Origin of the sequence: Bhargavaea massiliensis, assembly GCF_050480245.1 — a bacterium.
Classification (GTDB): domain Bacteria; phylum Bacillota; class Bacilli; order Bacillales; family Anoxybacillaceae; genus Anoxybacillus.
On the sequence record NZ_JBCNEQ010000051.1, the window covers coordinates 1 to 22,736 of the forward strand.

A 22,736-nucleotide genomic window follows, 5' to 3' on the forward strand; every position below is an offset into this window, starting at 1 on the left:
TCCTTGCGTAAGTTTCGTGACGGAGTCGTTATCTATGAGAAATAAACAAGCAGGGGACAATCGTCCGCCTGCTTTTTCGTTTACACTGTAACGGATGCTTTTGTTTTTTTCCGCAGGTCAAAGCGGTCAGCGTTCATCACTTTTACCCAAGCCTTGATAAAGTCGCGGACGAATTTTTCCTTGTTGTCGTCTTGGGCGTAAAATTCGGCGTACGAACGGAGGATCGAGTTCGAACCGAACACTAAGTCGACACGTGTGGCAGTCCAACGAACTTCTCCTGTTTTCCGGTCGCGAATGTCGTACAAGCCATCTCCTTTTGGTACCCATTCATAGCTCATATCGACGAGGTGGACGAAGAAATCGTTCGTTAGCACGCCGATACGATCCGTAAATACACCGTGAGGAAGGTCGCGATACGTTGCCCCTAACACGCGCAATCCACCAACTAATACAGTCATTTCTGGAGCGGTTAAGCCAAGCAACTGCGCTTTGTCGACAAGCAGCTCCTCAGGCGTGACGCTGTATTTTTTCTTTTGGTAGTTACGGAATCCGTCCGCAACCGGTTCTAATACAGCAAAGCTTTCGACATCTGTTTGTTCTTCGGTTGCGTCGCCGCGCCCAGGCATAAACGGTACACGAACGTCAAAACCAGCGTCGCGTGCAGCTTTCTCGACAGCTGCGCTACCGCCAAGTACGATTAAATCGGCAAGGCTCACTTTTTTCGGAAGTTCACGTTGAATATCTTCGTAAACGGAAAGCACTTTGGCAAGTCGCTCTGGTTCGTTTACTTCCCAATCTTTTTGCGGAGCGAGTCGAATACGCGCACCGTTTGCTCCGCCGCGCTTATCGGAGTTGCGGAATGTGCTAGCGGACGCCCAAGCTGTTTTTACAAGCTCGCTCACTGTTAGTCCTGATTGCAAAATGCGCGTTTTGATGTCTTCGATTTCTGCATCAGTTAATTCCACATCGACTGCTGGAATCGGGTCTTGCCAAATGAAATCTTCTTTCGGTACTTCCGGACCGAGATATCTCGTTTTCGGCCCCATGTCGCGATGAATAAGTTTAAACCATGCGCGTGCAAACGCATCAGCAAATTCTTCAGGATGTTCATAAAAGCGGCGAGCAATTTTTTCATATGCTGGGTCGAACCGCAACGCTAAATCGGTCGTCAGCATCATCGGTGGCACTTTCTTGTTCGCATCTTCGACATCTGGAGCGAGATGTTCTTCTTTTAAGTTCACTGCTTCCCACTGATACGCACCAGCTGGACTTTTCGTGAGCTTCCATTCGTATTCAAAAAGCAATTGTAAATAGCTGTTATCCCATTTTGTAGGTGTCGGTGTCCAAGCGCCTTCTAGGCCACTTGTAATCGTATCGCGTCCTTTTCCTTTTCCGTATGAGCTGATCCAACCTAATCCTTGTGCTTCGATTGGAGCGGCTTCTGGCTCCGGACCGACATGCGATGCATCGCCAGCTCCGTGCGCTTTACCAAACGTATGACCGCCTGCGATCAGCGCCACCGTTTCTTCATCGTTCATGCCCATTCGTTTAAACGTCTCACGAATGTCACGTGCGGCTGCGAGCGGATCTGGATTACCGTCTGGACCTTCTGGATTGACGTAAATGAGTCCCATTTGCACAGCAGCAAGCGGATTTTCTAACTCACGATCGCCTGTATAACGTTCCGAAGCGAGCCATTCTTTTTCCGCACCCCAATAAATGTCTTCCTCTGGATGCCATACGTCTTCACGGCCAGCGCCAAACCCGATCGTTTTTCCACCCATCGACTCAATGGCTACGTTGCCAGCTAATACGATTAAGTCCGCCCACGAAATTTTATTGCCATACTTCTGTTTAATCGGCCACAGCAGGCGACGTGCTTTATCTAAATTCGCATTGTCTGGCCAGCTGTTCAACGGGGCAAAACGTTGCGTGCCTGTTGATGCTCCACCTCGTCCGTCACCGATGCGATACGTTCCTGCCGAATGCCAAGCCATGCGGATAAATAGCGGTCCGTAATGACCGTAGTCGGCAGGCCACCAATCTTGGCTTGTCGTCATCAGTTTGCGTAAATCTTCTTTTAACGCCCAATAGTCAAGTTTTTGAAACTCTTCCGCATAATCGAACGTTTCGTCATGTGGGTTCGTTTTTCGGTCATGTTGATGAAGGATGTTTAAGTTTAGTTGATTTGGCCACCAGTCTTTGTTTGTTGTTTTGTTTGAAGCGTGACTTGTCACGCTCCCATGGAATGGGCATTTGGATACGTGTTCGTTTTTGTTTTCCACTCTTTTATTCCCCTTTCTAGCATATAAATAAAATGAATTGTCTCTCAGTTGTATAAACAATGAAGTGATAATGATTAGTACATTAGAATTATACTAAATTAATATTTAATAGTAAAGTATAAAAAATATTTTTATAAAAAAATTATAAAAATCCCCCATTTCATTCTGTTTACAGAATAAAATGGGGGATTTATACGTTTACATCCGTATCTCCGTTCATCGTTTCACTCCAATCTTTAAAAGTAAATTTCACATGTAAGTAGTAGAAATAAAAGCATTGTAGTACAATAGAGTAGGTCATGGAAAGGAATTATACATATTTCACTAATCAAGAAAGGATGGACATGAATGCATATTATTGAATTAATGAAAGCGATCATTTTAGGGCTAGTCGAAGGGGCGACGGAGTTTGCGCCTGTTTCATCGACGGGTCATATGATTATTGTTGACGATATGTGGTTGAAGTCAAGCGAGTTTCTAGGAAAGTATGGGGCAAACACGTTTAAAGTCGTCATTCAGCTCGGTTCGGTTTTAGCTGCCGTTGTTGTGTTTAAAGATAAGTTTTTCGAATTGCTTCATTTGCGAAAGCGTGACAGAAAAACAGGACCGCATTTAACGCTGATGCACATTTTCGTTGGTCTTTTGCCTGCTGGAGTGTTGGGGGTTTTATTTGAAGACTATATTGATGAACATTTATTCTCAACTGAAACGGTCCTCATCGGACTTGTGCTTGGGGCGTTGTTAATGATCGCAGCAGATCGTTTCGGAAAACGAACAGTAGCACAAACTGTAGATGACATTACGTATAAGCAAGCGTTTATTGTCGGTCTTGTTCAATGTTTATCGCTTTGGCCTGGTTTTTCGCGTTCAGGTTCGACCATTTCAGGTGGCGTACTTGTTGGCATGAGCCATCGTGCTGCAGCTGATTTTACATTTATTATGGCGGTGCCGATTATGGCAGGGGCGAGTGGCATTTCGTTATTGAAGAACTGGCAGTACATCACGTTTGATGCGTTACCATTTTTCGCTGTTGGTTTTATTAGTGCTTTTGTTTTTGGATTGTTAGCTATTCGCTTTTTCTTGCGTTTAATTAACCGCGTGCGTCTCGTTCCGTTCGCGATTTATCGCATCGTACTTGCGGCGGTCATTTATGTCGTTTATTTTGCTTAAGTAAAAGGCTCCTTTCGTGGGAGCCTTTTATACGTTTAACTGTTTGATTATTTTTGCTGGGTTGCCCCCGACGACAACGTTATCAGGAACGTCTTTTGTGACAAAGGTACCAGACGCGATGACAACGTTATTCCGGATGGTTACCCCTGGGTTAATGATTGCCCCTCCTCCGACCCATACATGATCACCAATGATGACAGGTTTTCCGTATTCTAATCCCGATGCTCTTTCCGTTGGAGCAATGGGGTGAGTAGCAGTATAAATATGAACGCCGGGACCAATAAGGGAATTGTCCCCGATGCGAATTTCACATACATCTAAAAAAACGCAATTGAAATTTGCAAAGAAGTTTTCCCCGACATGAATGTTATATCCGTAATCGCAATAGAAAGGTGGCTCAATATATACGTGTTCTCCTGTTGAGCCAAACAGTTCTTTCAACAAAACAACGCGCCGCTCGTGTTCGGTTTCTAACGTTTGATTCAATAGCCTTGTTAATTTGCGGGCATGCTCACGTTCTTTCACTAACCCTGGATCGGTAGCCCGATACAATTGACCACTTAACATTTTTTCTTTTTCTGATTTCATTTTTTTTCAACTCCTTTATTTTCCTTGTTCCATTTTAGCATAACGATGTTTAAAAAATCGTCAAAAACATGCGAGTGTGTCACTAAAAAATAAGCCTATAATGAATGTGAAAAATAGCGCAAGAAGCTGGTGATGGAATATGCATAAACATGCGCATGCGGTAGATTATAATGAAAATCCATTTATCGTCATTTGGGAAGTGACGAGAGCGTGTCAGTTAAAATGTGTGCATTGTCGTGCGGACGCCCAGCCTGTCCCTGATCCGCGTGAGCTGACACATGAAGAAGGTGTTCGATTGATTGATGAGATATATGAAATGAACAATCCGATGCTCGTATTTACGGGCGGAGACTGTATGATGCGCAAAGATTTGTTTGATCTTGCCGGGTACGCGATTAAAAAAGGGATGCGTGTTTCGATTACACCGAGTGCAACGCCAAATGTGACGAAAGAAAAGATGCGAAAAGCAAAAGAAATTGGACTTTCTCGCTGGGCGTTTAGCCTAGACGGACCGACGCCAGAAATCCACGACCAGTTTCGAGGCACTCCCGGTTCGTTTGAACTTACCGTCGAAAAAATTACCTATTTAAATGAACTACAAATGCCGTTACAAATTAATACCGTCATTTCGCGCTATAACTACGATCATTTAGAACAGATGGCGAAATTAGTTGCCGATTTAAACGCAGTGATGTGGTACATTTTTTTACTCGTTCCAACAGGTCGTGGGCAAATGAATGATTGCATTACTCCAGCTGAACATGAAGAAGTGTTTCGTTGGTTATATGAATTAAGTAAAACAGCACCATATGATATTAAAACAACAGCAGCGCAACATTATCGTCGCGTTGTTATTCAACAAAAAATGAGGGAAAAACGAATTGAAGCAGGGGATATTCGTTATGAGCATGCGATTACAACTGACCATGCTTCAATGATTGACGGATTAAAACGAGCACCAAAAGGCGTGAATGATGGTAACGGCTTCGTTTTCGTTTCTCATACAGGAGATGTCATGCCAAGCGGCTTGCTTCCGATCGTATGCGGCAACGTACGTGAACAACCTTTATCGCGCATTTATCGTGAATCGGAAGTGATGAAACATTTGCGCCAACCAGATTTATATAAAGGGAAATGTGGCATTTGTGAATTTCGATACGTTTGTGGCGGATCGCGTGCCCGTGCATATGCAGTTACAGGCGATTATATGGAAAGTGAGCCGTTTTGCGTATATGTTCCTTTAGGCATGAGAATAGAAAAAACCCGAACGGTGTTCGCCTAATGCGAGCGCTGTTCGGGTTTATGAATATTAAAAATCAAAATGATCCGGATCTGGACCGATGCGGCGATTTTCGTTTAGCGCATCAATCGTATCCATCTCTTCTTTCGTTAATGCAAAGTCGAAAATGTTTGCGTTTTGCGTGATTCGTTGAGGCGTGACAGATTTTGGAATAGTAACGACTTCATGTTGCAAGTCCCAGCGCAAAATGACTTGGGCTGGAGTTTTATTGTATCTTTGTGCAATGTTGACAAGCGTTGGCTCGTTTAGCAGTTCACCGCCGCGCGTGAGTGGTGACCATGCTTCTAATTGAATATCGTGTTGTTTACAAAAGGCAAGAAGCGGTTTTTGTGTTGAACGCGGATGGAACTCGACTTGGTTGACCATCGGTTTTATCTCACGATCAGCAAGGATGTCTTCTAAATGATGGATTTGGAAGTTGCTAACCCCGATCGCGCGTACAAAACCATCTTTATACAACTTTTCAAGCGCCTTGTACGTTTCTTTATATTTTCCTTTGACAGGACAATGCACTAAATATAAATCAATATAGTCGAAGCCGAGCTTTTTTAAACTTGTATCAAACGCTTTTAATGTCGTTTCATAAAGATTTGGTCGCGTGGAATGCCTGATTCACGAATCGCTTGACCGACACCTTCTCCGTTTTGGTAGAACGCAGCTGTATCAATGTGACGGTAGCCAACTTCAAGCGCTGTGCGAACAGCTCGATTCACTTCGTCTCCTTCTTGCACTTTATAAACTTCTAATCCAAGCCATGGCATGCGAACACCGTTATGTAACGTTGCGCCATCTTGCAAACTTTTCATCGCTCTGCCACTTTCCGATATTTGTCCCTTTTATTATCCGATGGATGGGCTGAAAAAGCAAAACATATGCTTTCATGAAAGGGCTACAAATTCAGATCGCGATAGTTTGGATGGTGTTTCAACAGTTCAGAGACAGTGACAAACGTATATCCTTTTTCTTTTAAAATCGGCAAAATTTCTTTTAATGCTTGAACGGTTTGTTTCCGACTGCCACTTCCGTGATCGTGAAACAAAATAATTTGTCCAGGCTGAATATGGCTAATGACGCGACGCACGATTCGACTTGTTCCAGGATTTTGCCAGTCACGTGTGTCTTGATGTTTTGACCACATAACAATGGTATACCCTTGTTTTTTTGCGACGTCAACGATGCGTTTATTATAGTAACCGAACGGAGGGCGAAATAGCGCTGGTCGTTTTCCAGTAATATGATATAACACATCTTCTCCTTTTTTTATTTCTTCAGCAATCGTTTGTTCGGATTTGCCGCGAAAATCGAGATGTTCATACGTATGGTTGGCAATTTCATGACCTTCATTCATTTGTCGTTTAATAATGTCGGGATATTTTTCCGCCCGGAATCCAACGGTGAAAAAAGTCGCTTTTGCGTCATACTGCTTTAAAATCGTCAAAATTTCAGGGGTGTATAATATGTCTGGCCCATCGTCAAATGTAATAGCGACCATTTTTTCATCTGTTGGGATGTTCCAGACAATATCATCATTTATTCGGTGTATGGGTGTTGCGGTAGTCATGAGCAAAGACAAAAACAAAAAAAGTACGTTCATTTTTCATCCCCACTTTTTTATATATAGCATGTCAAAAAAGAAAGGTTGTCATTCCCATTCGCATGCAAAACATAATAAAATAAAGATAGTCGATATGTGGGAAGGGATATAGATGAAAGCGCTGCCGAACAAAATAAAAAATTTAGTGGCATTAATCGGAAAAATTAGTTTATATTGATGCGTCTAGGATATTGAAGGGAAATATTTGATACGTAAAAACGAAAAAAATTATTAATTACTCAACAATCTTAAATTTCCATAACGGCGATGGTACCGTCAAGAATTTTGTGTAATGTAAGATAGATAGGGTATCTCTGAAATGGATTTAGAATAGAGGGGGATATTTCCTCCACACAGGAGACTGAATATTCAGTCTCCTGTGTGGAAAGGGAGAATCCCCTTATTTTGTTTATTTACAGTATTTGGTTAATTGTAACGTTCTTCAAACATTCGCTCGAGGGCTTCATGCGCTTCGGCAAATCCTCGTAACTTTCGCCCTGCCCATTTCTCATTAAAATCTTGAATGGTCAAATACACGACTTTTTCAGCGGCTTCTAAACTGCCCAAACTGTTCACCGGCTTGAGACGTTTCCGAATCTCCTTGATCGTTCGTTCGATGGCATTCGTCGTGTAAATCACACTTCGAATACTGCTTGGATCATCCATAAATGTAAGGAGGACATCCAACTCATTGGCCCAAGATTGAACTTCTCTCGGATACTTGCTTGACCATTTCGACTCAAACTGTTGAAGCATTTGTAACGCCATCTCCTTATTCGGCGCGCGATAAATCAGCTTGAGATCCCCGGCCACTTCAAATTGGTCTTTTTTCCGAACACGGCTGAGGGTGTTACGGACTTTGTGAACGACACAACGCTGTACGTCAGCTTTCGGATAAACCGAGCGAAAAGCTTCCTCCAGCCCCGGAAGGCCATCGAAGACGCCAAGAAGCACTTCCTTGACGCCTCTTTGGTAGAGGTGTTGAAGAATTTCCTGCCATACATAGGCGCTTTCTTGTCCTCCCACAAAGAAATCAAGAATTTCGCGATATCCTTCTTCGTTCACCCCTAACACCACATAAATGACTTCTTTCTCCACGTTTCGCGACGAAGTTTTACGTATAAACCATCCAAATATAAGACGGAATAACGCTTGTGCAGTGGACGAGTGTGCCATTTCTCGATGTCTTCCTTCACTACATCGGTAATACGGCTGATCGTTGCAGGAGAATAGGCATTGCCTAAAATTCGTTCAATAAACTTGCCAATTTCACGCGTACTCATGCCACTTTGATACATCCTGATGATGGCTTCCTCAAGCCAGCCGGTGTGCCGTTGGTAAGGGGCAAACAACTGTGTTTGAAATTCCCCGTTTCGGTCTCTTGGAACCAAAAGACCCTCAATCCGGCCATATTGCGTATCTAGATTTCGCTGATAGTAGCCGTTTCTCATATTCGGCGTTCCAGCCTGTTCGATTTCAAGGAAATGTTTGATTTCTTCCCGCATAATCAGTTCTAATTTTTCTTTTACAAACTGACGAATGGCATTTTCCAGTTGATTTGCCCAGTCTACATTCGGTATACTTTTAGACATAGGTAGGGTTCTCCTTTCTCTGGAATGTGTTTTTGTCCAAATCAGAGAATACCCTACCTTTTTTCTTTTGTTCTAGCAAAATGCTTTACACAAAATTTTATACATCATCTATGGTGGTAATCCATTTATTATATTATTTGATAATTTATGTAATTTTATAATAAAATAATCACCTTAGATGAACGAAGGCTGGGCGACGTATTGGCATCAGCGCATTTTGCGCGAGATGGATTTGACGAGCGATGAGGCGATTGAATTTGCGAAACTGAACGCCAACGTCGTGCAACCGTCGCGCACTGGCATCAATCCGTATTATTTAGGACTGAAAATTTTTGAAGACATTGAAGAGCGGTGGAACAACCCGACTGAGGAGATGAAAAAATACGGCGTCAAGCCGGGGTCGGGGAGGGCGAAAATTTTTGAAGTGCGCGAACTCGAATCCGACATTTCGTTTTTGCGCAACTATTTAACGAAAGAGCTCGTTATGCGCGAAGATATGTATTTGTTCCAAAAATAGGGGAAAGAATATAAAATCGTCGACAAAAACTGGGATCATATCCGCGACCAACTCGTCAGCATGCGGGTAAACGGCGGATTCCCGTATATCACGGTCAATGACGGCGATTATATGCGCAACGGAGAGTTGTATTTGAGGCATTGGTATGAAGGAATCGAACTCGATCTGAAGTATTTAGAAAAAGTGCTCCCATACATTTATCAGTTGTGGGGCCGTCCGGTCCATATGGAGACGGTCGTCGAGGAAAAGCCGATGTTGTTTACGTATGACGGGAAAAAGGTGCATCGGAAATATTTATAACATGAGGGCAGGGATCTCCTGCTTTTTTTGTTTGTCACGATGAATATGTGAAAAATGATACAAATTATTCGAAATCATGCCGAATAGCGTCCCCGATTTTATGAAATAATATGAAATAATATGAAATAATATGAAGTGGATAATTTGTGATGATTGTCACAAATTCTTCACCACTGTTTGTTCGCTCGGGGGGGGGGTAGATATGTGGAAGCGGCATGAAAAAACGCTTGTGTTCGTTAGCTTTGCTGTTGCGGCTGTTGTCTTGCTTTCCTTGATTGGTCGCTTATTTTCATAAGGGGGGATGAATCGTGAACGGTTACGATCCGGTGCTGCTTAGCCGTATTTTGACGGGATTGACGCTGACGGTCCACATCATTTATGCCACGATCGGCGTCGGGGTTCCACTGATGATCGCCATTGCCCAGTGGGTTGGGATTCGCAAAAATGATATGCATTACATCTTACTCGCTCGCCGCTGGACGCGCGGTTTTGTCATCACCGTAGCGGTCGGCGTGGTGACAGGAACAGCGATCGGCTTGCAGCTGTCGCTTTTATGGCCGAACTTTATGCAGCTGGCTGGCCAAGTGATCAGCTTGCCGCTGTTCATGGAGACGTTCGCCTTCTTTTTTGAAGCCATTTTCCTCGGCATTTATTTGTATACATGGGATCGGTTCGAAAATCAGAAAAAACATTTGCTTTTGCTTATCCCGGTGGCAATCGGGTCTTCAGCATCAGCCATGTTTATTACGATGGTGAACGCGTTTATGAATACGCCGCAAGGGTTTGAATTTAAAAACGGCGAGCTTGTCAACATCGATCCAATCGCGGCTATGTTCAACCCAGCGATGCCGACGAAAGTCGCCCATGTGCTGGCGACTTCGTATATGACGTCAGCATTCGTGCTTGCTTCGATCGCCGCTTGGCATTTATGGAAAGGCAATCGTCACATTTATCATCGCAAGGCACTTCATTTAATGATGAAAACAGCTTTTATTTTTTCGGTAGCCAGTGTATTGATTGGCGACTTATCGGGCAAATTTTTAGCCGAATACCAGCCAGAAAAGCTGGCGGCCGCTGAATGGCATTTTGAAACGAGCTCCCACGCGCCGCTCGTGTTGTTTGGCATGCTGACAGAGGATGGCGAGGTGAAGTATGCCATTAAAATCCCATATGCGTTAAGCATTTTGGCGCACAACCACCCGGGGGCGGTTGTGACCGGGCTGAACGAATTTCCGGAAGATGAACGCCCACCACTGTACATTCATTACTTATTCGATGTGATGGTCACGATCGGGGTGTTTTTAATGGTTGTCGCAGCCGCGTATTGGCTCGGATCGATTTTCCGCTGGAAGTGGACGGCGAAAAAGTGGTTTTTTGGACTGCTGGTGGCGGGAGGGCCGCTGGCGATGGTTGCGATTGAGGCGGGATGGTACTTAGCGGAAGTCGGGCGGCAGCCGTGGATTTTGCGTGGCTATATGAAAACGGCGGAAGGAGCGACATCGTCGGCGCATGTGGATACGATGCTTGTGTTGTTTTGCCTTTTGTATATGGTGTTAGTAATTGCGAGCGCAATAGTGCTCATCCGTATGTTCCGCCGCAACCCGGTTGAACGGGAGCTGGCAGAGCGGGCCAATAATGGGGAGGTGGCGCCATGACGCTCGAAGTCATTGGCATTTCGGTGTTATGGCTGTTTTTGTTCGGGTACATTATCGTTGGCTCGATTGATTTCGGGGCTGGGTTTTTCAGCGCCTATAGCCATTGGGCAAACAAACAGCATATTTTGCACCGCATCATTCAGCGCTATCTTTCCCCTGTATGGGAAGTGACGAACGTCTTTCTTGTCTTTTTCTTTGTCGGCATTGTCGGCTTTTTTCCGAAAACGGCGTATTATTACGGTTCTATTTTGCTTGTCCCGGCGAGCATCTCCATCATTTTGTTAGCTATTCGCGGCTCGTACTATGCGTTTCATACGTATGGGGGGACGGAACGGAACTGGTATTTAATCGCTTATGGATTGACGGGGTTGTTTATTCCGGCCTCCCTGTCCATCGTGTTGACGATTTCTGAAGGCGGGTTTGTGGAGGTAGGCGACTCAGGCGTTACGCTGGATTATGGGAAGCTGTTTGCAAGCCCGTTGTCATGGAGCGTTGTGCTGCTCAGTGTGACGAGCGTTCTTTACATTTCTGCCGTTTTCTTAACGTACTATGCGGACGAGGCCAAGGATGAACGGGCGCGGGCGCTGTTGCGCCGCTACGCTCTTCTTTGGAGCGGGCCGACGATGTTGTCAGCGCTGCTCATTATTTACCAGCTCCGCTACCATAATCCCGAGCATTACGCCAACCTATGGAATGTGGCGTGGATGCTGGTCATTTCCTTTTTGTGTTTTGTCATTACCGTTTGGCTGCTTTGGCGGCAGCGGCGGTTCGGCTGGGCGTTTATTGCGCTGTTGTTTCAATACGCGTTCGCCTTTTACGCCTATGGCATTTCACATTATCCATATTTGTTATACCCGTATTTGACGATTTATGACGGGTTTACGAATGAGACGATGGCTATGGCGTTGATCGTCGCGTTTATTGCCGGCCTCCTGTTATTAATTCCGTCACTTTATTTGCTTATGCGCCTCTTTGTGTTTAACAAGGCGTACGTTAAAGGAAAATGGGAAGGGGGAAAAGGATAATGCAAACATTTTTGATCATGTATGCGCCGATGATCATCGTCGCCCTGTCGATCATCGCCGCGTTTTGGGCTGGTTTGAAAGATGTGCACGTAAATGAGTAAACACAATTTCAGCGTCTTGGTAATGCATAGTTTGCCGCCAATCGCCCACACTAGCGGATGACAACGAATAGAGAAAGGATGGGCGATCATGAATTACAAGCCATTATAAAAAAAGATGGACGGGAGCAGATGTTTTCTGTGGATTTACATGTGATCGAGCAGATGAAAGAAAAGCTCACATCCTTTATCAGTTTTTATCCACTCGTTCGTTTAGATGCGACAGAACATGAGAGATATTTAAATGAATTTTTGCGGACGAACGAAAATGTAGAAGCTGTTTGGTCAAATCGCATCGATGGGACGTTCATTTACTCAAATCCTCCAGCCGGTCTTGTCAATGCGAAAGCAAGGCCGTGGTTCGTTGAGGCGACTAAAGGCAACGTGTACGTTTCTTCGATATATACATCAGCGTTGACAAAACGTCCATGTTTGACGATTTCAGCACCGATTGTGCAAGAAGGTGACGTCATTGGGGTCGTTGGAATCGATTTATCTGTGTAAGAGTCAGTAAGCCGGCTACGTACATCAGCTGGCTTACTGGTATCGATCTAACATTGTGAAAAATTGTTTCACAAATTGATAAAATACACGAACTGACGGCGCAAGGTCATATTTGGGTAAAATAATGCCGACATTACGGCGGACGAGCGGAAGCTCAATCGGTACTTTGACAGTATAACGCGGTGTCGTTTCATAAAACGTGCTTTCTGGCAACAAAGTAACGCCAATTCCTGCCGAGACAAGTCCTTTAATTGCATCTAAATCTTCTCCTTCTGACGAAATGATTGGAGAAAAGCCCGCTTGCTTACAGGCATCTTCGACAATTTGGCGCAAAATAAATCCTTCCGGAAACATGATAAACGGTTCGTGCCGCAATTCGCTTAAAGCGATGCTTCGTTTTTGACTAAGTGGATGATCTGTCGGAATGAGTGCGGCGAACGACTCCGTAAATAAAATATCCCCTTGAATGCCTTTTTCTTCTGTTGGCACAGGACCTAAAAAAGCTAAATCAATTTCCCGTTTTTTTACCGCCTCAATTAAAAATTTATATGAGCCTTGACGCAGATGGAAAGAAATATGAGGGTGTTGTTGCTTAAAAGTTGAAATGACCATCGGCATCGTATAGCTTGCGAGACTTGTTGGGAAACCAATTTTAATCGTTCCTCGTTCAGGGTCTAAATACTCCTCAATTTGTTGTTTCGCATAGTCAATTGCTTTTAATGCTAATTCAATATGTTGTAAAAAGTGACGGCCGATAGGTGTTAATTTGACATTCCTTCCTTCACGTTCGAATAGCTTGACCCCGAGTTCATCCTCTAAATTTGCAATTTGACGACTAACAGCAGATTGAGCGACATGTAACGCTTCAGCAGCCTCCGATACATGTTCTCGTTTGGCAACTTCCGTGAAATAAATCAATTGTCTTAATTCCATTTTTTCCACCTCTTTCTATTGTTCTCGAAATGAGATGAATATTATCTAAATTATATATTGTTTGTATGATTATTGAAACCTACAATTATACATACATGATAACGGAATGGGGGATTCGCATGAGAGGACTACCAAAAGCGCAAGGATTGTACCGTCCACAATTTGAACATGATGCATGCGGGATTGGGTTATACGCTCACTTAAAAGGTGAAGCGTCTCATCATATTGTGAAGCAAGGTCTTCACATGTTACGTCAACTAGAGCATCGGGGAGGCCAAGGAAGCGATCCGCAAACGGGTGATGGCGCGGGGATCATGGTACAAATTCCGGACGATTATTTTCGTTCCGTTTGTTCATTTTCACTTCCCGCAAAAGGACGTTACGGAGTCGGGATGGTTTTCTTTTTTGAACATAGTGAACAAAAGAGAGTCATTTTAGAGCGGAAAATCAATGAAATTATCTGCGAGGAAGGACAAACGTTACTCGGATGGCGTGATGTACCTGTAGATATCGGAAAACTCGGAATATTAGCGAAACAAAGTCGACCGTTTATTCGCCAACTTTTTATTGCAGCGAGCGATGACGTAACAGATGAGCAACATTTTGAGCGTAAGTTATACGTCATTCGTAAACGGGCAGAAAAGTTAGTGAAAAACAATGAATACTATTTTGCGAGTTTATCAAGTCGCACAATCGTTTACAAAGGATTAGTCACCCCTGAGCAACTTGATGCTTTTTATATCGATTTACAAGATGAGCGATTCCGTTCCGCATTTGCGCTCGTTCATTCACGCTTTAGCACAAATACGTTTCCGAGTTGGGAGCGGGCGCACCCAAACCGCTATTTGATTCATAACGGAGAAATTAATACGTTGCGCGGAAATATTCATTGGATGATGGCGCGAGAAAAACAATTTTCATCGCCTGTTTTTGGTGAAGATTTACAAAAGGTGCTTCCGATTTTAGATACGAATGGAAGCGATTCTTCCATGCTTGATAATGCATTTGAATTTTTTGTGTTAGCTGGAAAATCGCTCGCTGAAACAGCGATGATGCTCATTCCTGAGCCGTGGTATTGGGATAAAGAGATGGATGACAACAAAAAAGCATTTTATGAATATCATAGCTGTCTCATGGAGCCGTGGGACGGTCCAACGGCCATCGTGTTCACAAACGGAAAACAAATTGGTGGCATTTTAGATCGAAACGGTCTTCGTCCAGCTCGTTACTATGTGACAAAAGATGACTATATTATTTTTTCATCGGAAGTCGGAGTGATTGATGTAGCACCAGAAAACATTTTATATAAAGAACGATTAGGCCCTGGGAAAATGCTTTTTATTGATTTCGAACAAGGTCGAATCATTTCTGATGAAGAAGTAAAAAAACAAATCGCCAATGAACGACCGTATCGTCAATGGGTGAACGAACAAATGGTTTCAATTGATGAATGCGCAGGAGATGATCATGAACAACCGTTTGACAACCTTTTGACATGGCAAAAAGCGTTCGGATATACGTATGAAGATGTTGAAAAAACAATTATCCCAATGGCGACGGAAGGAAAAGATCCGACAGGGGCGATGGGGAATGATGCGCCGTTAGCTGTCTTATCAGATCGGCCACAAAGTTTATTTAATTATTTTAAGCAACTGTTTGCGCAAGTAACAAATCCGCCGATCGATGCGATTCGTGAATACATCGTCACATCAACGGTCACTTTGCTTGGAAAAGAAGGAGATTTGTTGAATCCGGATGCATCTTCTGCCCGTCGCATTCGATTAGAGTCACCAATAATCACGAACAAACAACTAAACGCCATTCGAATGAGTCCGTATCGTGAATTTGCTAGTGTGACATTGTCAACAGTTTTTACACATAACTTAAAAGAAGCGTTAGATGAATTATGTCAAGCGGCTGATGAAGCGATTGTTTCTGGTGCAACGCTACTTATTTTATCTGACCGTTGCATAAACGAACAACGTGTAGCGATTCCGACACTTCTTGCGGTTAGCGCGGTACATCAACATCTTGTTCGAAAAGGGACACGTACGAAAGTCAGCTTAATCGTGGAAAGTGGAGAAGCGCGTGAAGTGCATCACTTTGCGGCGTTAATCGGCTATGGGGCAGATGCGGTCAATCCATATTTGGCATTTGCAACTATTCGTGAAGCAGTCGAAAAAGGAGTTATTGCTTCCACGTACGAAGTCGCAGTTGAAACGTACAAAAAAGCGGCGACAGATGGCGTTGTCAAAGTGATGTCCAAAATGGGCATTTCCACCGTACAAAGTTATCGCGGAGCACAAATTTTTGAGGCGGTCGGCATTGGGGACGATGTCATTGAACAATATTTTACGGGAACGGCATCACAAATTGGTGGAATCGGTCTGAACGAAATTGCCCAAGAAGCAAAAATGCGCCATATGCAAGCGTTTCAAACATCTTATGATCATACACTAGAGCCAGGAAGTGAATTACAATGGCGTAAAAACGGTGAACATCATGCGTTTAATCCGAAAACGATTCATACGCTACAATGGGCATGTCGAAAGAATGATTATGAGTTATTTAAACAGTACTCAAGCATGGCCAATGAAGAGCAACTAACGTTTTTGCGCAATTTGTTTGAGTTTGACGAAACGCGTACGCCAATTCCACTTGATGAAGTCGAACCGGTAGAAGCGATTGTTCGTCGATTTAAAACAGGGGCCATGTCATACGGTTCTTTGAGCGAAGAAGCTCATGAAGCGCTTGCGATTGCGATGAATCGCATCGGTGGAAAAAGCAATAGTGGAGAAGGCGGCGAAGATCCGCGTCGCTATGTACGGGATGAAAATGGCGATCTTCGTCGTAGTGCAATTAAGCAAGTTGCATCCGGTCGTTTCGGTGTAAAAAGTCATTATTTAGTTCATGCGGATGAACTGCAAATTAAAATGGCGCAAGGGGCGAAACCGGGGGAAGGGGGACAACTTCCTGCGAATAAAGTATATCCATGGATTGGAAAAGTACGCGGCTCCACGCCGGGTGTGGAACTTATTTCACCGCCTCCGCATCATGATATTTATTCCATTGAAGATTTAGCCCAACTCATTTATGACTTGAAAAATGCGAATCGTCATGCGCGCATTAGCGTGAAGCTTGTCGCAAAATCTGGCGTTGGTACGATCGCGGCAGGAGTGGCTAAAGGTGGTGCGGATGTGATCGTCATTAGCGGATATGATGGCGGTACAGGTGCTTCGCCAAAAACGAGCATTAAACATGCCGGGCTTCCGTGGGAACTCGGTTTAGCTGAAACGCACCAGACGCTGATGTTAAACGGACTCCGTGATCGCGTCGTATTAGAAACAGACGGAAAATTAATGACTGGTCGCGATGTTGTCATGGCGGCGTTATTAGGTGCTGAAGAGTTTGGCTTTGCGACGGCTCCACTTGTCGTTTTAGGGTGTGTCATGATGCGCGTTTGTCATTTAGATACATGCCCAGTCGGTGTAGCGACACAAAATCCAAAACTGCGGGAAAAATTTACAGGTAAACCAGAGCATATTGTGAATTTCATGTATTTTATCGCTCAAGAAGTGCGCGAAATTATGGCTCAACTTGGCTTCCGTACAATCGAAGAAATGGTTGGACGCGTCGATGTATTAAAAATAAGCGAGCGGGCAAAGCGGCATTGGAAAGCGAAACATCTTGATTTATCGCGTTTGTTGTATCAAGTGGAAGGACCGCGAACGTTTTCTAAACCGCACGATCACCGTCTCGAACAAACGCTTGATTACCAAACGATTTTGCCAGCTGTCCAGCAAGCAATAGAGGAGAAAAAGCCTGTGCAATTGCACGTACGCATTAACAACGTACAGCGAACAGTCGGCACGATAGTAGGTAGCGAAGTATCAAAACGATTTGGTGAAGAAGGTCTTCCAGAAGATACGATTCAACTATATTTTCACGGTTCAGCAGGACAAAGTTTTGCCGCGTTCGTACCAAAAGGAATGACGATGACGTTAATTGGCGATGCCAACGACTATGTTGGCAAAGGCTTATCAGGTGGAAAAGTGATCATTCGTCCACCACATGAAGCGGAGTTTGTAAATGATCAAGTCATTATTGGAAACGTGGCGTTTTACGGTGCAACAAGCGGTGAAGCGTACATTCGTGGTCGGGCTGGCGAACGTTTTTGCGTTCGAAATAGCGGCGTTCATGCGGTTGTTGAAGGAGTAGGGGATCATGGTTGTGAGTATATGACCGGAGGGCGCGTCGTTATTCTCGGATCAGTTGGAAAAAATTTCGCTGCTGGAATGTCTGGTGGTGTAGCTTACGTATTTGCTCATGACGATACGTGGCAAAAACGTGCAAACCGAGAACTTGTTTTATTTGAATCATTAGTAGATGAAAACGAAATACGAGATGTGCAACAAATGATTATGAAACATTACGAATATACGGAAAGTCCAAAAGCGGCGTATGTGCTTGCGAATTGGGACGATGTAGTCAAACGGATCGTCAAAGTGATCCCGAAAAACTATAAATTGATGATTGAAACAATCGAGGCGATGAAGCAGCGTGGTTTATCACACGATGAAGCGGTATTTGAGGCGTTTGAAACAGTTGTAAACAAAAAAGGTGTGAAAGTGGTGGAAGCGGTCGCGAAATAGGCGAACGCTTCCGAATAGGTGAAAGGGGGAGAATGATGGGGAAAGCAACGGGATTTATGGAATATGTACGGGAGGAAGAAAAAAAGCGCGATCCGCTTTCCCGTTTACATGATTGGAATGAATATACGTTTCCATTTTCAACCGACACGTTAGCGAGACAAGGTGCGCGATGTATGGATTGCGGTACGCCGTTTTGTCATATGGGAATGGAACTGAACGGTTTAACGTCAGGCTGTCCGATTCATAATCTCATTCCAGAATGGAACGACCTTGTGTATCGTGGAAGATGGAAAGAGGCGTTTGAACGGTTAGTGAAGACAAATAATTTCCCAGAATTTACAGGGCGCGTTTGCCCAGCGCCGTGCGAAGGATCGTGTACAGTAGCGATTTCTGATCCGGCAGTAGCGATTAAAGGAATTGAACGAGCGATTATTGACAAAGCGTTTGAGGAAGGGTGGGTTCAACCGCGCATTCCGAAAAAGAGAACCGGAAAAAAGGTGGCCGTCATTGGCTCTGGTCCTGCAGGGTTAGCTTGTGCAGATGAACTAAATCAAGCTGGTCATTTTGTCACTGTGTATGAGCGCGCGGATCGAATTGGTGGTTTGTTGATGTACGGCATTCCGAATATGAAACTTGGAAAAGACGTCGTTGAGAGACGTGTACGCTTGCTTGAAAAAGAAGGAATTACGTTTGTTACAAACATAGAAGTCGGAAAAGATTTGTCGGTGGATGAATTGCGCAAACAATATGATGCGGTTGTGCTTTGTATTGGAGCACAAAAGCAACGCGATCTTATGATCGAAGGACGCGAGCTTGATGGCGTTCATTTTGCGATGGACTACTTGACAATGACGACAAAATGGCTACTTACCGGCGAAAAAGATGAAACGTTTATTGATGCCAAACATAAACATGTCATCGTAATCGGTGGTGGCGATACAGGGGCTGACTGTGTCGCGACGGCATTGCGGCAACAATGTAAAAGCGTTGTGCAATTCGGCAAACATCCGGCATTGCCAAAAGAGCGTACGGATGACAACCCTTGGCCGCAATATCCCCTTGTTTTTACGGTTGATTATGCGTATGAAGAAGCGGAAGCGAAGTTCGGGGCCGATCCACGTCAATATTGCATTCAAACGAAAAAAATTGTAGGCGATGGAAGCGGAAAAGTAAAAGCGTTGTATACCATTCAAATGGAAAAAACAGTAGATGAACATGGGCGTGTTACATTTAAAGAGATTCCAGGTACAGAAAAAGTATGGCCGTGTGATCTTGTATTGATCGCGATCGGTTTTGAAGGACCGGAACAACCACTTTTGCAACAATTCGGAATTGAGACAGTAAACAAGAAAGTCAAAGCAGTAAGCTATAAAACGAATGTAGAAGGTGTATTTGTCGCAGGCGATGCAAGACGTGGACAAAGTCTTGTTGTTTGGGCGATTCATGAAGGGCGAGAGGCGGCAAAAGAAGTGGATCGGTTTTTAATGATGATGTCATGAAAACAAAAACGCTCAAGGTGTCCTAATAAAGATAGGGCACCTTCTGTATTTTTAGAATTGTCATTTTACTTAAAAAAGTGTTACAATGTTTAACAAGTTCAGAAAAGATGGGGGGATTTACTTTGCGTAGCGATATGATTAAAAAAGGATTCGATCGCGCACCACATCGCAGTTTATTGCGCGCAGCGGGAGTGAAAGAAGAAGATTTTCATAAACCGTTTATTGCCGTCGTCAATTCGTATATTGATATTATTCCAGGGCATGTTCATTTACAAGAGTTCGGGAAAATCGTCAAAGAAGCGATTCGTGAAGCAGGTGGGGTACCGTTTGAAATGAATACGATCGGAGTCGATGATGGCATCGCGATGGGGCATATCGGTATGCGCTATTCATTGCCGAGCCGTGAGATTATCGCTGATTCTGTTGAAACAGTTATCTCTGCCCATTGGTTTGACGGGATGGTATGTATTCCAAACTGCGATAAAATTACGCCTGGTATGATGATGGCGGCGATGCGTTTAAACATTCCGACCATTTTTGTGAGCGGGGGACCGATGAAGGCTGGGGTCACGAGCGATGGCAAAAAAATTTCTCTCTCGTCTGTATTTGAAGGCGTTGGTGCATATCAGGCAGGGAAAATCGACGAAAAAGGACTACAAGAGCTTGAGCAGTACGGTTGCCCGACATGCGGTTCTTGTTCAGGAATGTTTACAGCCAATTCAATGAACTGCTTAGCTGAAGCACTCGGTTTAGCGCTTCCCGGCAACGGTACGATTTTAGCGATTGATCCGGCACGAAAAGAATTTGTACGACGTTCAGCTCAGCAGTTAATGTATCTAATCGAGCATGATATTAAACCGCGCGATATTGTAACTGAAAAAGCTATTGACAACGCGTTTGCGCTCGACATGGCGCTCGGCGGTTCAACAAATACGGTTCTACATACGCTAGCCATTGCTAACGAAGCAGGTATTCATTATCCGCTTGAGCGTATTAATGAAGTCGCATCTCGTGTGCCGCATCTAGCAAAATTGGCACCAGCATCAGATATGCATATTGAAGATTTGCACGAAGCGGGTGGTGTATCTGCAGTATTGCACGAACTGTCGAAAAAAGAAGGCACCCTTCATTTAGATGCATTGACGGTGTCAGGCAAAACACTTGGTGAAAACATTGCAGGATGCGAAGTAAAAAACTATGAAGTCATTCGTCCAATTGACAATCCGTACTCAGAAACAGGTGGACTGGCTGTACTGTTCGGTAATTTAGCGCCAGATGGTGCCATTATTAAAACAGGTGGCATTCAAGGTGGCATTACACGCCATGAAGGACCAGCAATCGTATTTGATTCTCAAGAAGAGGCACTTGAAGGCATTGCGGCAGGAAAAGTACAACCGGGTCATGTCGTCATCATTCGTTACGAAGGACCAAAAGGTGGTCCTGGCATGCCAGAAATGTTAGCCCCGACATCACAAATTGTCGGTATGGGGTTAGGAACGAAAGTGGCGCTTGTTACGGACGGTCGTTTCTCCGGTGCTTCTCGCGGCTTATCCATCGGACACGTGTCGCCAGAAGCTGCCGAAGGGGGTCCAATTGCTTTTGTACAAAATGGTGACCATATTGTCATTGATATTGTGAAACGAACAATTGATGTCCTCGTTCCAGAAGAAGAATGGGAAAAGCGAAAAGCAAATTGGAAAGGGTTTGAGCCGAAAGTAAAAACCGGGTATTTGGCCCGTTACTCGAAACTCGTCACGTCAGCTAGTACAGGCGGCATTATGAAAATTTAACGGATGGGCGAATCGCCCTCCTTTTTTTGTAAGAATATTAGCCTTAAAAAGCGTTTACTATTTTTTGAAGCGTGAAAGAATCTTTAATAAATTGAAAAAATAGTACGTTTGCCCTACTTTTGGCACTATTTCTAAAAAACAATTTGTATATAATAGAAGTAAAGGAGTGCGCGTCAAGTGAAGGAGGAAGCAAACGTGGAAAGCGTCATTTCAAAAGGAAGTACAGTGGACGAAGCCGTTCGTTTAGGGTTTGAAAAGCTGCAAACGACGCGTGACGTTCTGGAGGTCATTCATTCTATTCGTACTAAAAACGGGGGATATGATGATTCTATCATTTAATGATTTTGATGAACTTGAAGCTCATAAAAAATACAAACAATTGAACCTTCCTAAATTTAATCTAAACCAAATTGATAATATTCTAAAAACTAAATATAATGCTGAAGAAGTGGATATTAAATTATTTCCAGAACTACAAAATGATCCTTATTTTAATTCTTCTCATGTGACAAAATGTTATGCTATACACGATCCAGAAGTTTTAAAAAATTTGTTCAGTGAGGAAGAGAAAAAAGATCATTTAGAATTTATGAGATTGAACGGAGTGCTTAATAAGAAGGTAGATCATTCAGTAGTTGAAGATCGATTACATGCTATAGGTCAAGGAAGTTTACTCTATATATTTTTTCAAAGCCCTGACGGAACATACCTAGGCTCGTTTCTCTCGACTCATGGACAATGTGAAAAGATATCTCATGAATTAATTGTGTTCAAAGGAATAGCCCCTGAAAACTGTGTCATCGGAAACATAGATTACAAGCTATATCTTTTTTCCCTTGTCAAAGCAGGATATATTGATATGTAACTGTAGTGATGTCGTTGTGCCTGTCACCTGTCGAACGATGAGACATGAATCCCCTTGTGAGTAGTTGAGGCACATCTATTCTAACCAAGGAATCGGGTTCATGTCTTCTTTTTTGTTTGTAAATTTATGTTAGAAAATTTGCTCATCTACCGTTATTTAGTGTAAATAGTTGCACTGAACTTGACGGTGAGCGTAATCCTTTAGGGATAAAAAGTTTTTACTCCACTTGACAAATACTGTATCATTCATTGTGTTATTTCGCATGTTGAAAAAACTGATAGATTTGTTGAAATGATATGGTATCATCCACATGGAGAAGCAGTTTTTAGGATTAAGATAGAACTTGATCAGAAAAAAAGATACAAAAAG

Annotated in this window: 15 protein-coding genes and 3 pseudogenes; 12 read left to right on the forward strand and 6 right to left on the reverse strand. The window is 43.6% G+C overall.

The features are described 5' to 3' along the window. Positions 1-80: 80 nt before the first annotated feature. Positions 81-2,285, reverse strand: a complete 2,205-nt coding sequence (katG, locus tag ABEV15_RS10120) for a catalase/peroxidase HPI (RefSeq protein ID WP_498853119.1) — start codon at positions 2,283-2,285, stop codon at positions 81-83. Between the two features lie 348 nt (positions 2,286-2,633). On the opposite strand from katG, the gene ABEV15_RS10125 reads away from it, so the two are divergent. Further along, entirely contained in the window at positions 2,634-3,455 is an 822-nt protein-coding gene (locus ABEV15_RS10125) for an undecaprenyl-diphosphate phosphatase (protein ID WP_498853120.1), read from the forward strand. A gap of 27 nt (positions 3,456-3,482) precedes the next feature. Here ABEV15_RS10125 and ABEV15_RS10130 read toward each other — a convergent pair whose 3' ends face one another. After that, positions 3,483-4,043 (reverse strand): sugar O-acetyltransferase, encoded by a 561-nt coding sequence (locus ABEV15_RS10130; protein ID WP_498853121.1) that lies wholly within the window; start codon positions 4,041-4,043, stop codon positions 3,483-3,485. 139 nt (positions 4,044-4,182) lie between these two features. On the opposite strand from ABEV15_RS10130, the gene ABEV15_RS10135 reads away from it, so the two are divergent. After that, positions 4,183-5,325: a TIGR04053 family radical SAM/SPASM domain-containing protein gene (locus tag ABEV15_RS10135; RefSeq protein WP_498853122.1), complete on the forward strand. Its 1,143-nt coding sequence runs from the start codon at positions 4,183-4,185 to the stop codon at positions 5,323-5,325. Between the two features lie 27 nt (positions 5,326-5,352). On the opposite strand, the pseudogene ABEV15_RS10140 reads toward ABEV15_RS10135, so the two are convergent. The 3 genes and pseudogenes from ABEV15_RS10140 to ABEV15_RS10150 all read right to left on the reverse strand — a co-directional run bounded on the left by ABEV15_RS10140 (position 5,353) and on the right by ABEV15_RS10150 (position 8,529). Continuing rightward, positions 5,353-6,149 (reverse strand): annotated as a pseudogene (locus ABEV15_RS10140) (aldo/keto reductase). A gap of 83 nt (positions 6,150-6,232) precedes the next feature. Then, positions 6,233-6,937, reverse strand: coding sequence for a polysaccharide deacetylase family protein (locus ABEV15_RS10145; RefSeq protein WP_498853123.1), 705 nt, complete (start codon positions 6,935-6,937; stop codon positions 6,233-6,235). Between the two features lie 426 nt (positions 6,938-7,363). Further along, a pseudogene (locus tag ABEV15_RS10150) lies at positions 7,364-8,529 on the reverse strand (IS256 family transposase). 178 nt (positions 8,530-8,707) lie between these two features. Between ABEV15_RS10150 and ABEV15_RS10155 the strand changes: the two are divergent. The 5 genes and pseudogenes from ABEV15_RS10155 to ABEV15_RS10175 all read left to right on the forward strand — a co-directional run. After that, positions 8,708-9,346 (forward strand): annotated as a pseudogene (locus ABEV15_RS10155) (SpoVR family protein); the annotation flags it as partial. A gap of 308 nt (positions 9,347-9,654) precedes the next feature. Further along, on the forward strand, positions 9,655-11,001 hold the full coding sequence (locus ABEV15_RS10160; RefSeq protein WP_049625100.1) for a cytochrome ubiquinol oxidase subunit I: 1,347 nt from the start codon (positions 9,655-9,657) through the stop codon (positions 10,999-11,001). Next, positions 10,998-12,026 (forward strand): cytochrome d ubiquinol oxidase subunit II, encoded by a 1,029-nt coding sequence (locus ABEV15_RS10165; RefSeq protein ID WP_498853124.1) that lies wholly within the window; start codon positions 10,998-11,000, stop codon positions 12,024-12,026. Before ABEV15_RS10160 ends, ABEV15_RS10165 begins: the two co-directional genes overlap by 4 nt. Then, entirely contained in the window at positions 12,026-12,127 is a 102-nt protein-coding gene (gene cydS, locus ABEV15_RS10170) for a cytochrome bd oxidase small subunit CydS family protein (RefSeq protein WP_011230110.1), read from the forward strand. Before ABEV15_RS10165 ends, cydS begins: the two co-directional genes overlap by 1 nt. Before the next feature lie 78 nt (positions 12,128-12,205). Next, positions 12,206-12,628, forward strand: coding sequence for a PDC sensor domain-containing protein (locus ABEV15_RS10175; RefSeq protein WP_498853125.1), 423 nt, complete (start codon positions 12,206-12,208; stop codon positions 12,626-12,628). Positions 12,629-12,661: 33 nt separating this feature from the next. Here the strand turns inward: ABEV15_RS10175 and gltC are convergent, their stop codons facing one another. Continuing rightward, the gene (gene gltC, locus ABEV15_RS10180) at positions 12,662-13,561 is read right to left on the reverse strand and encodes a glutamate biosynthesis transcriptional regulator GltC (RefSeq protein ID WP_429633080.1); all 900 of its coding nucleotides are present in this window, start codon (positions 13,559-13,561) and stop codon (positions 12,662-12,664) included. Positions 13,562-13,680: 119 nt separating this feature from the next. On the opposite strand from gltC, the gene gltB reads away from it, so the two are divergent. The 5 genes from gltB to ABEV15_RS10205 all read left to right on the forward strand — a co-directional run bounded on the left by gltB (position 13,681) and on the right by ABEV15_RS10205 (position 22,367). Continuing rightward, positions 13,681-18,213, forward strand: coding sequence for a glutamate synthase large subunit (gene gltB, locus ABEV15_RS10185; RefSeq protein WP_498853126.1), 4,533 nt, complete (start codon positions 13,681-13,683; stop codon positions 18,211-18,213). 35 nt (positions 18,214-18,248) lie between these two features. Continuing rightward, complete coding sequence (locus ABEV15_RS10190; protein WP_498853127.1) at positions 18,249-19,712, forward strand: glutamate synthase subunit beta; 1,464 nt, start codon at positions 18,249-18,251, stop codon at positions 19,710-19,712. 107 nt (positions 19,713-19,819) lie between these two features. Further along, a complete protein-coding gene (ilvD, locus tag ABEV15_RS10195; protein ID WP_498853128.1) occupies positions 19,820-21,502 on the forward strand; it encodes a dihydroxy-acid dehydratase in 1,683 nt (560 codons plus the stop codon). A gap of 195 nt (positions 21,503-21,697) precedes the next feature. Further along, entirely contained in the window at positions 21,698-21,841 is a 144-nt protein-coding gene (locus tag ABEV15_RS10200) for a hypothetical protein (RefSeq protein ID WP_498853129.1), read from the forward strand. After that, entirely contained in the window at positions 21,825-22,367 is a 543-nt protein-coding gene (locus ABEV15_RS10205; protein WP_429633090.1) for a hypothetical protein, read from the forward strand. The genes ABEV15_RS10200 and ABEV15_RS10205 overlap by 17 nt, the downstream gene beginning before the upstream one ends. The last annotated feature ends 369 nt before the right edge of the window (positions 22,368-22,736 follow it).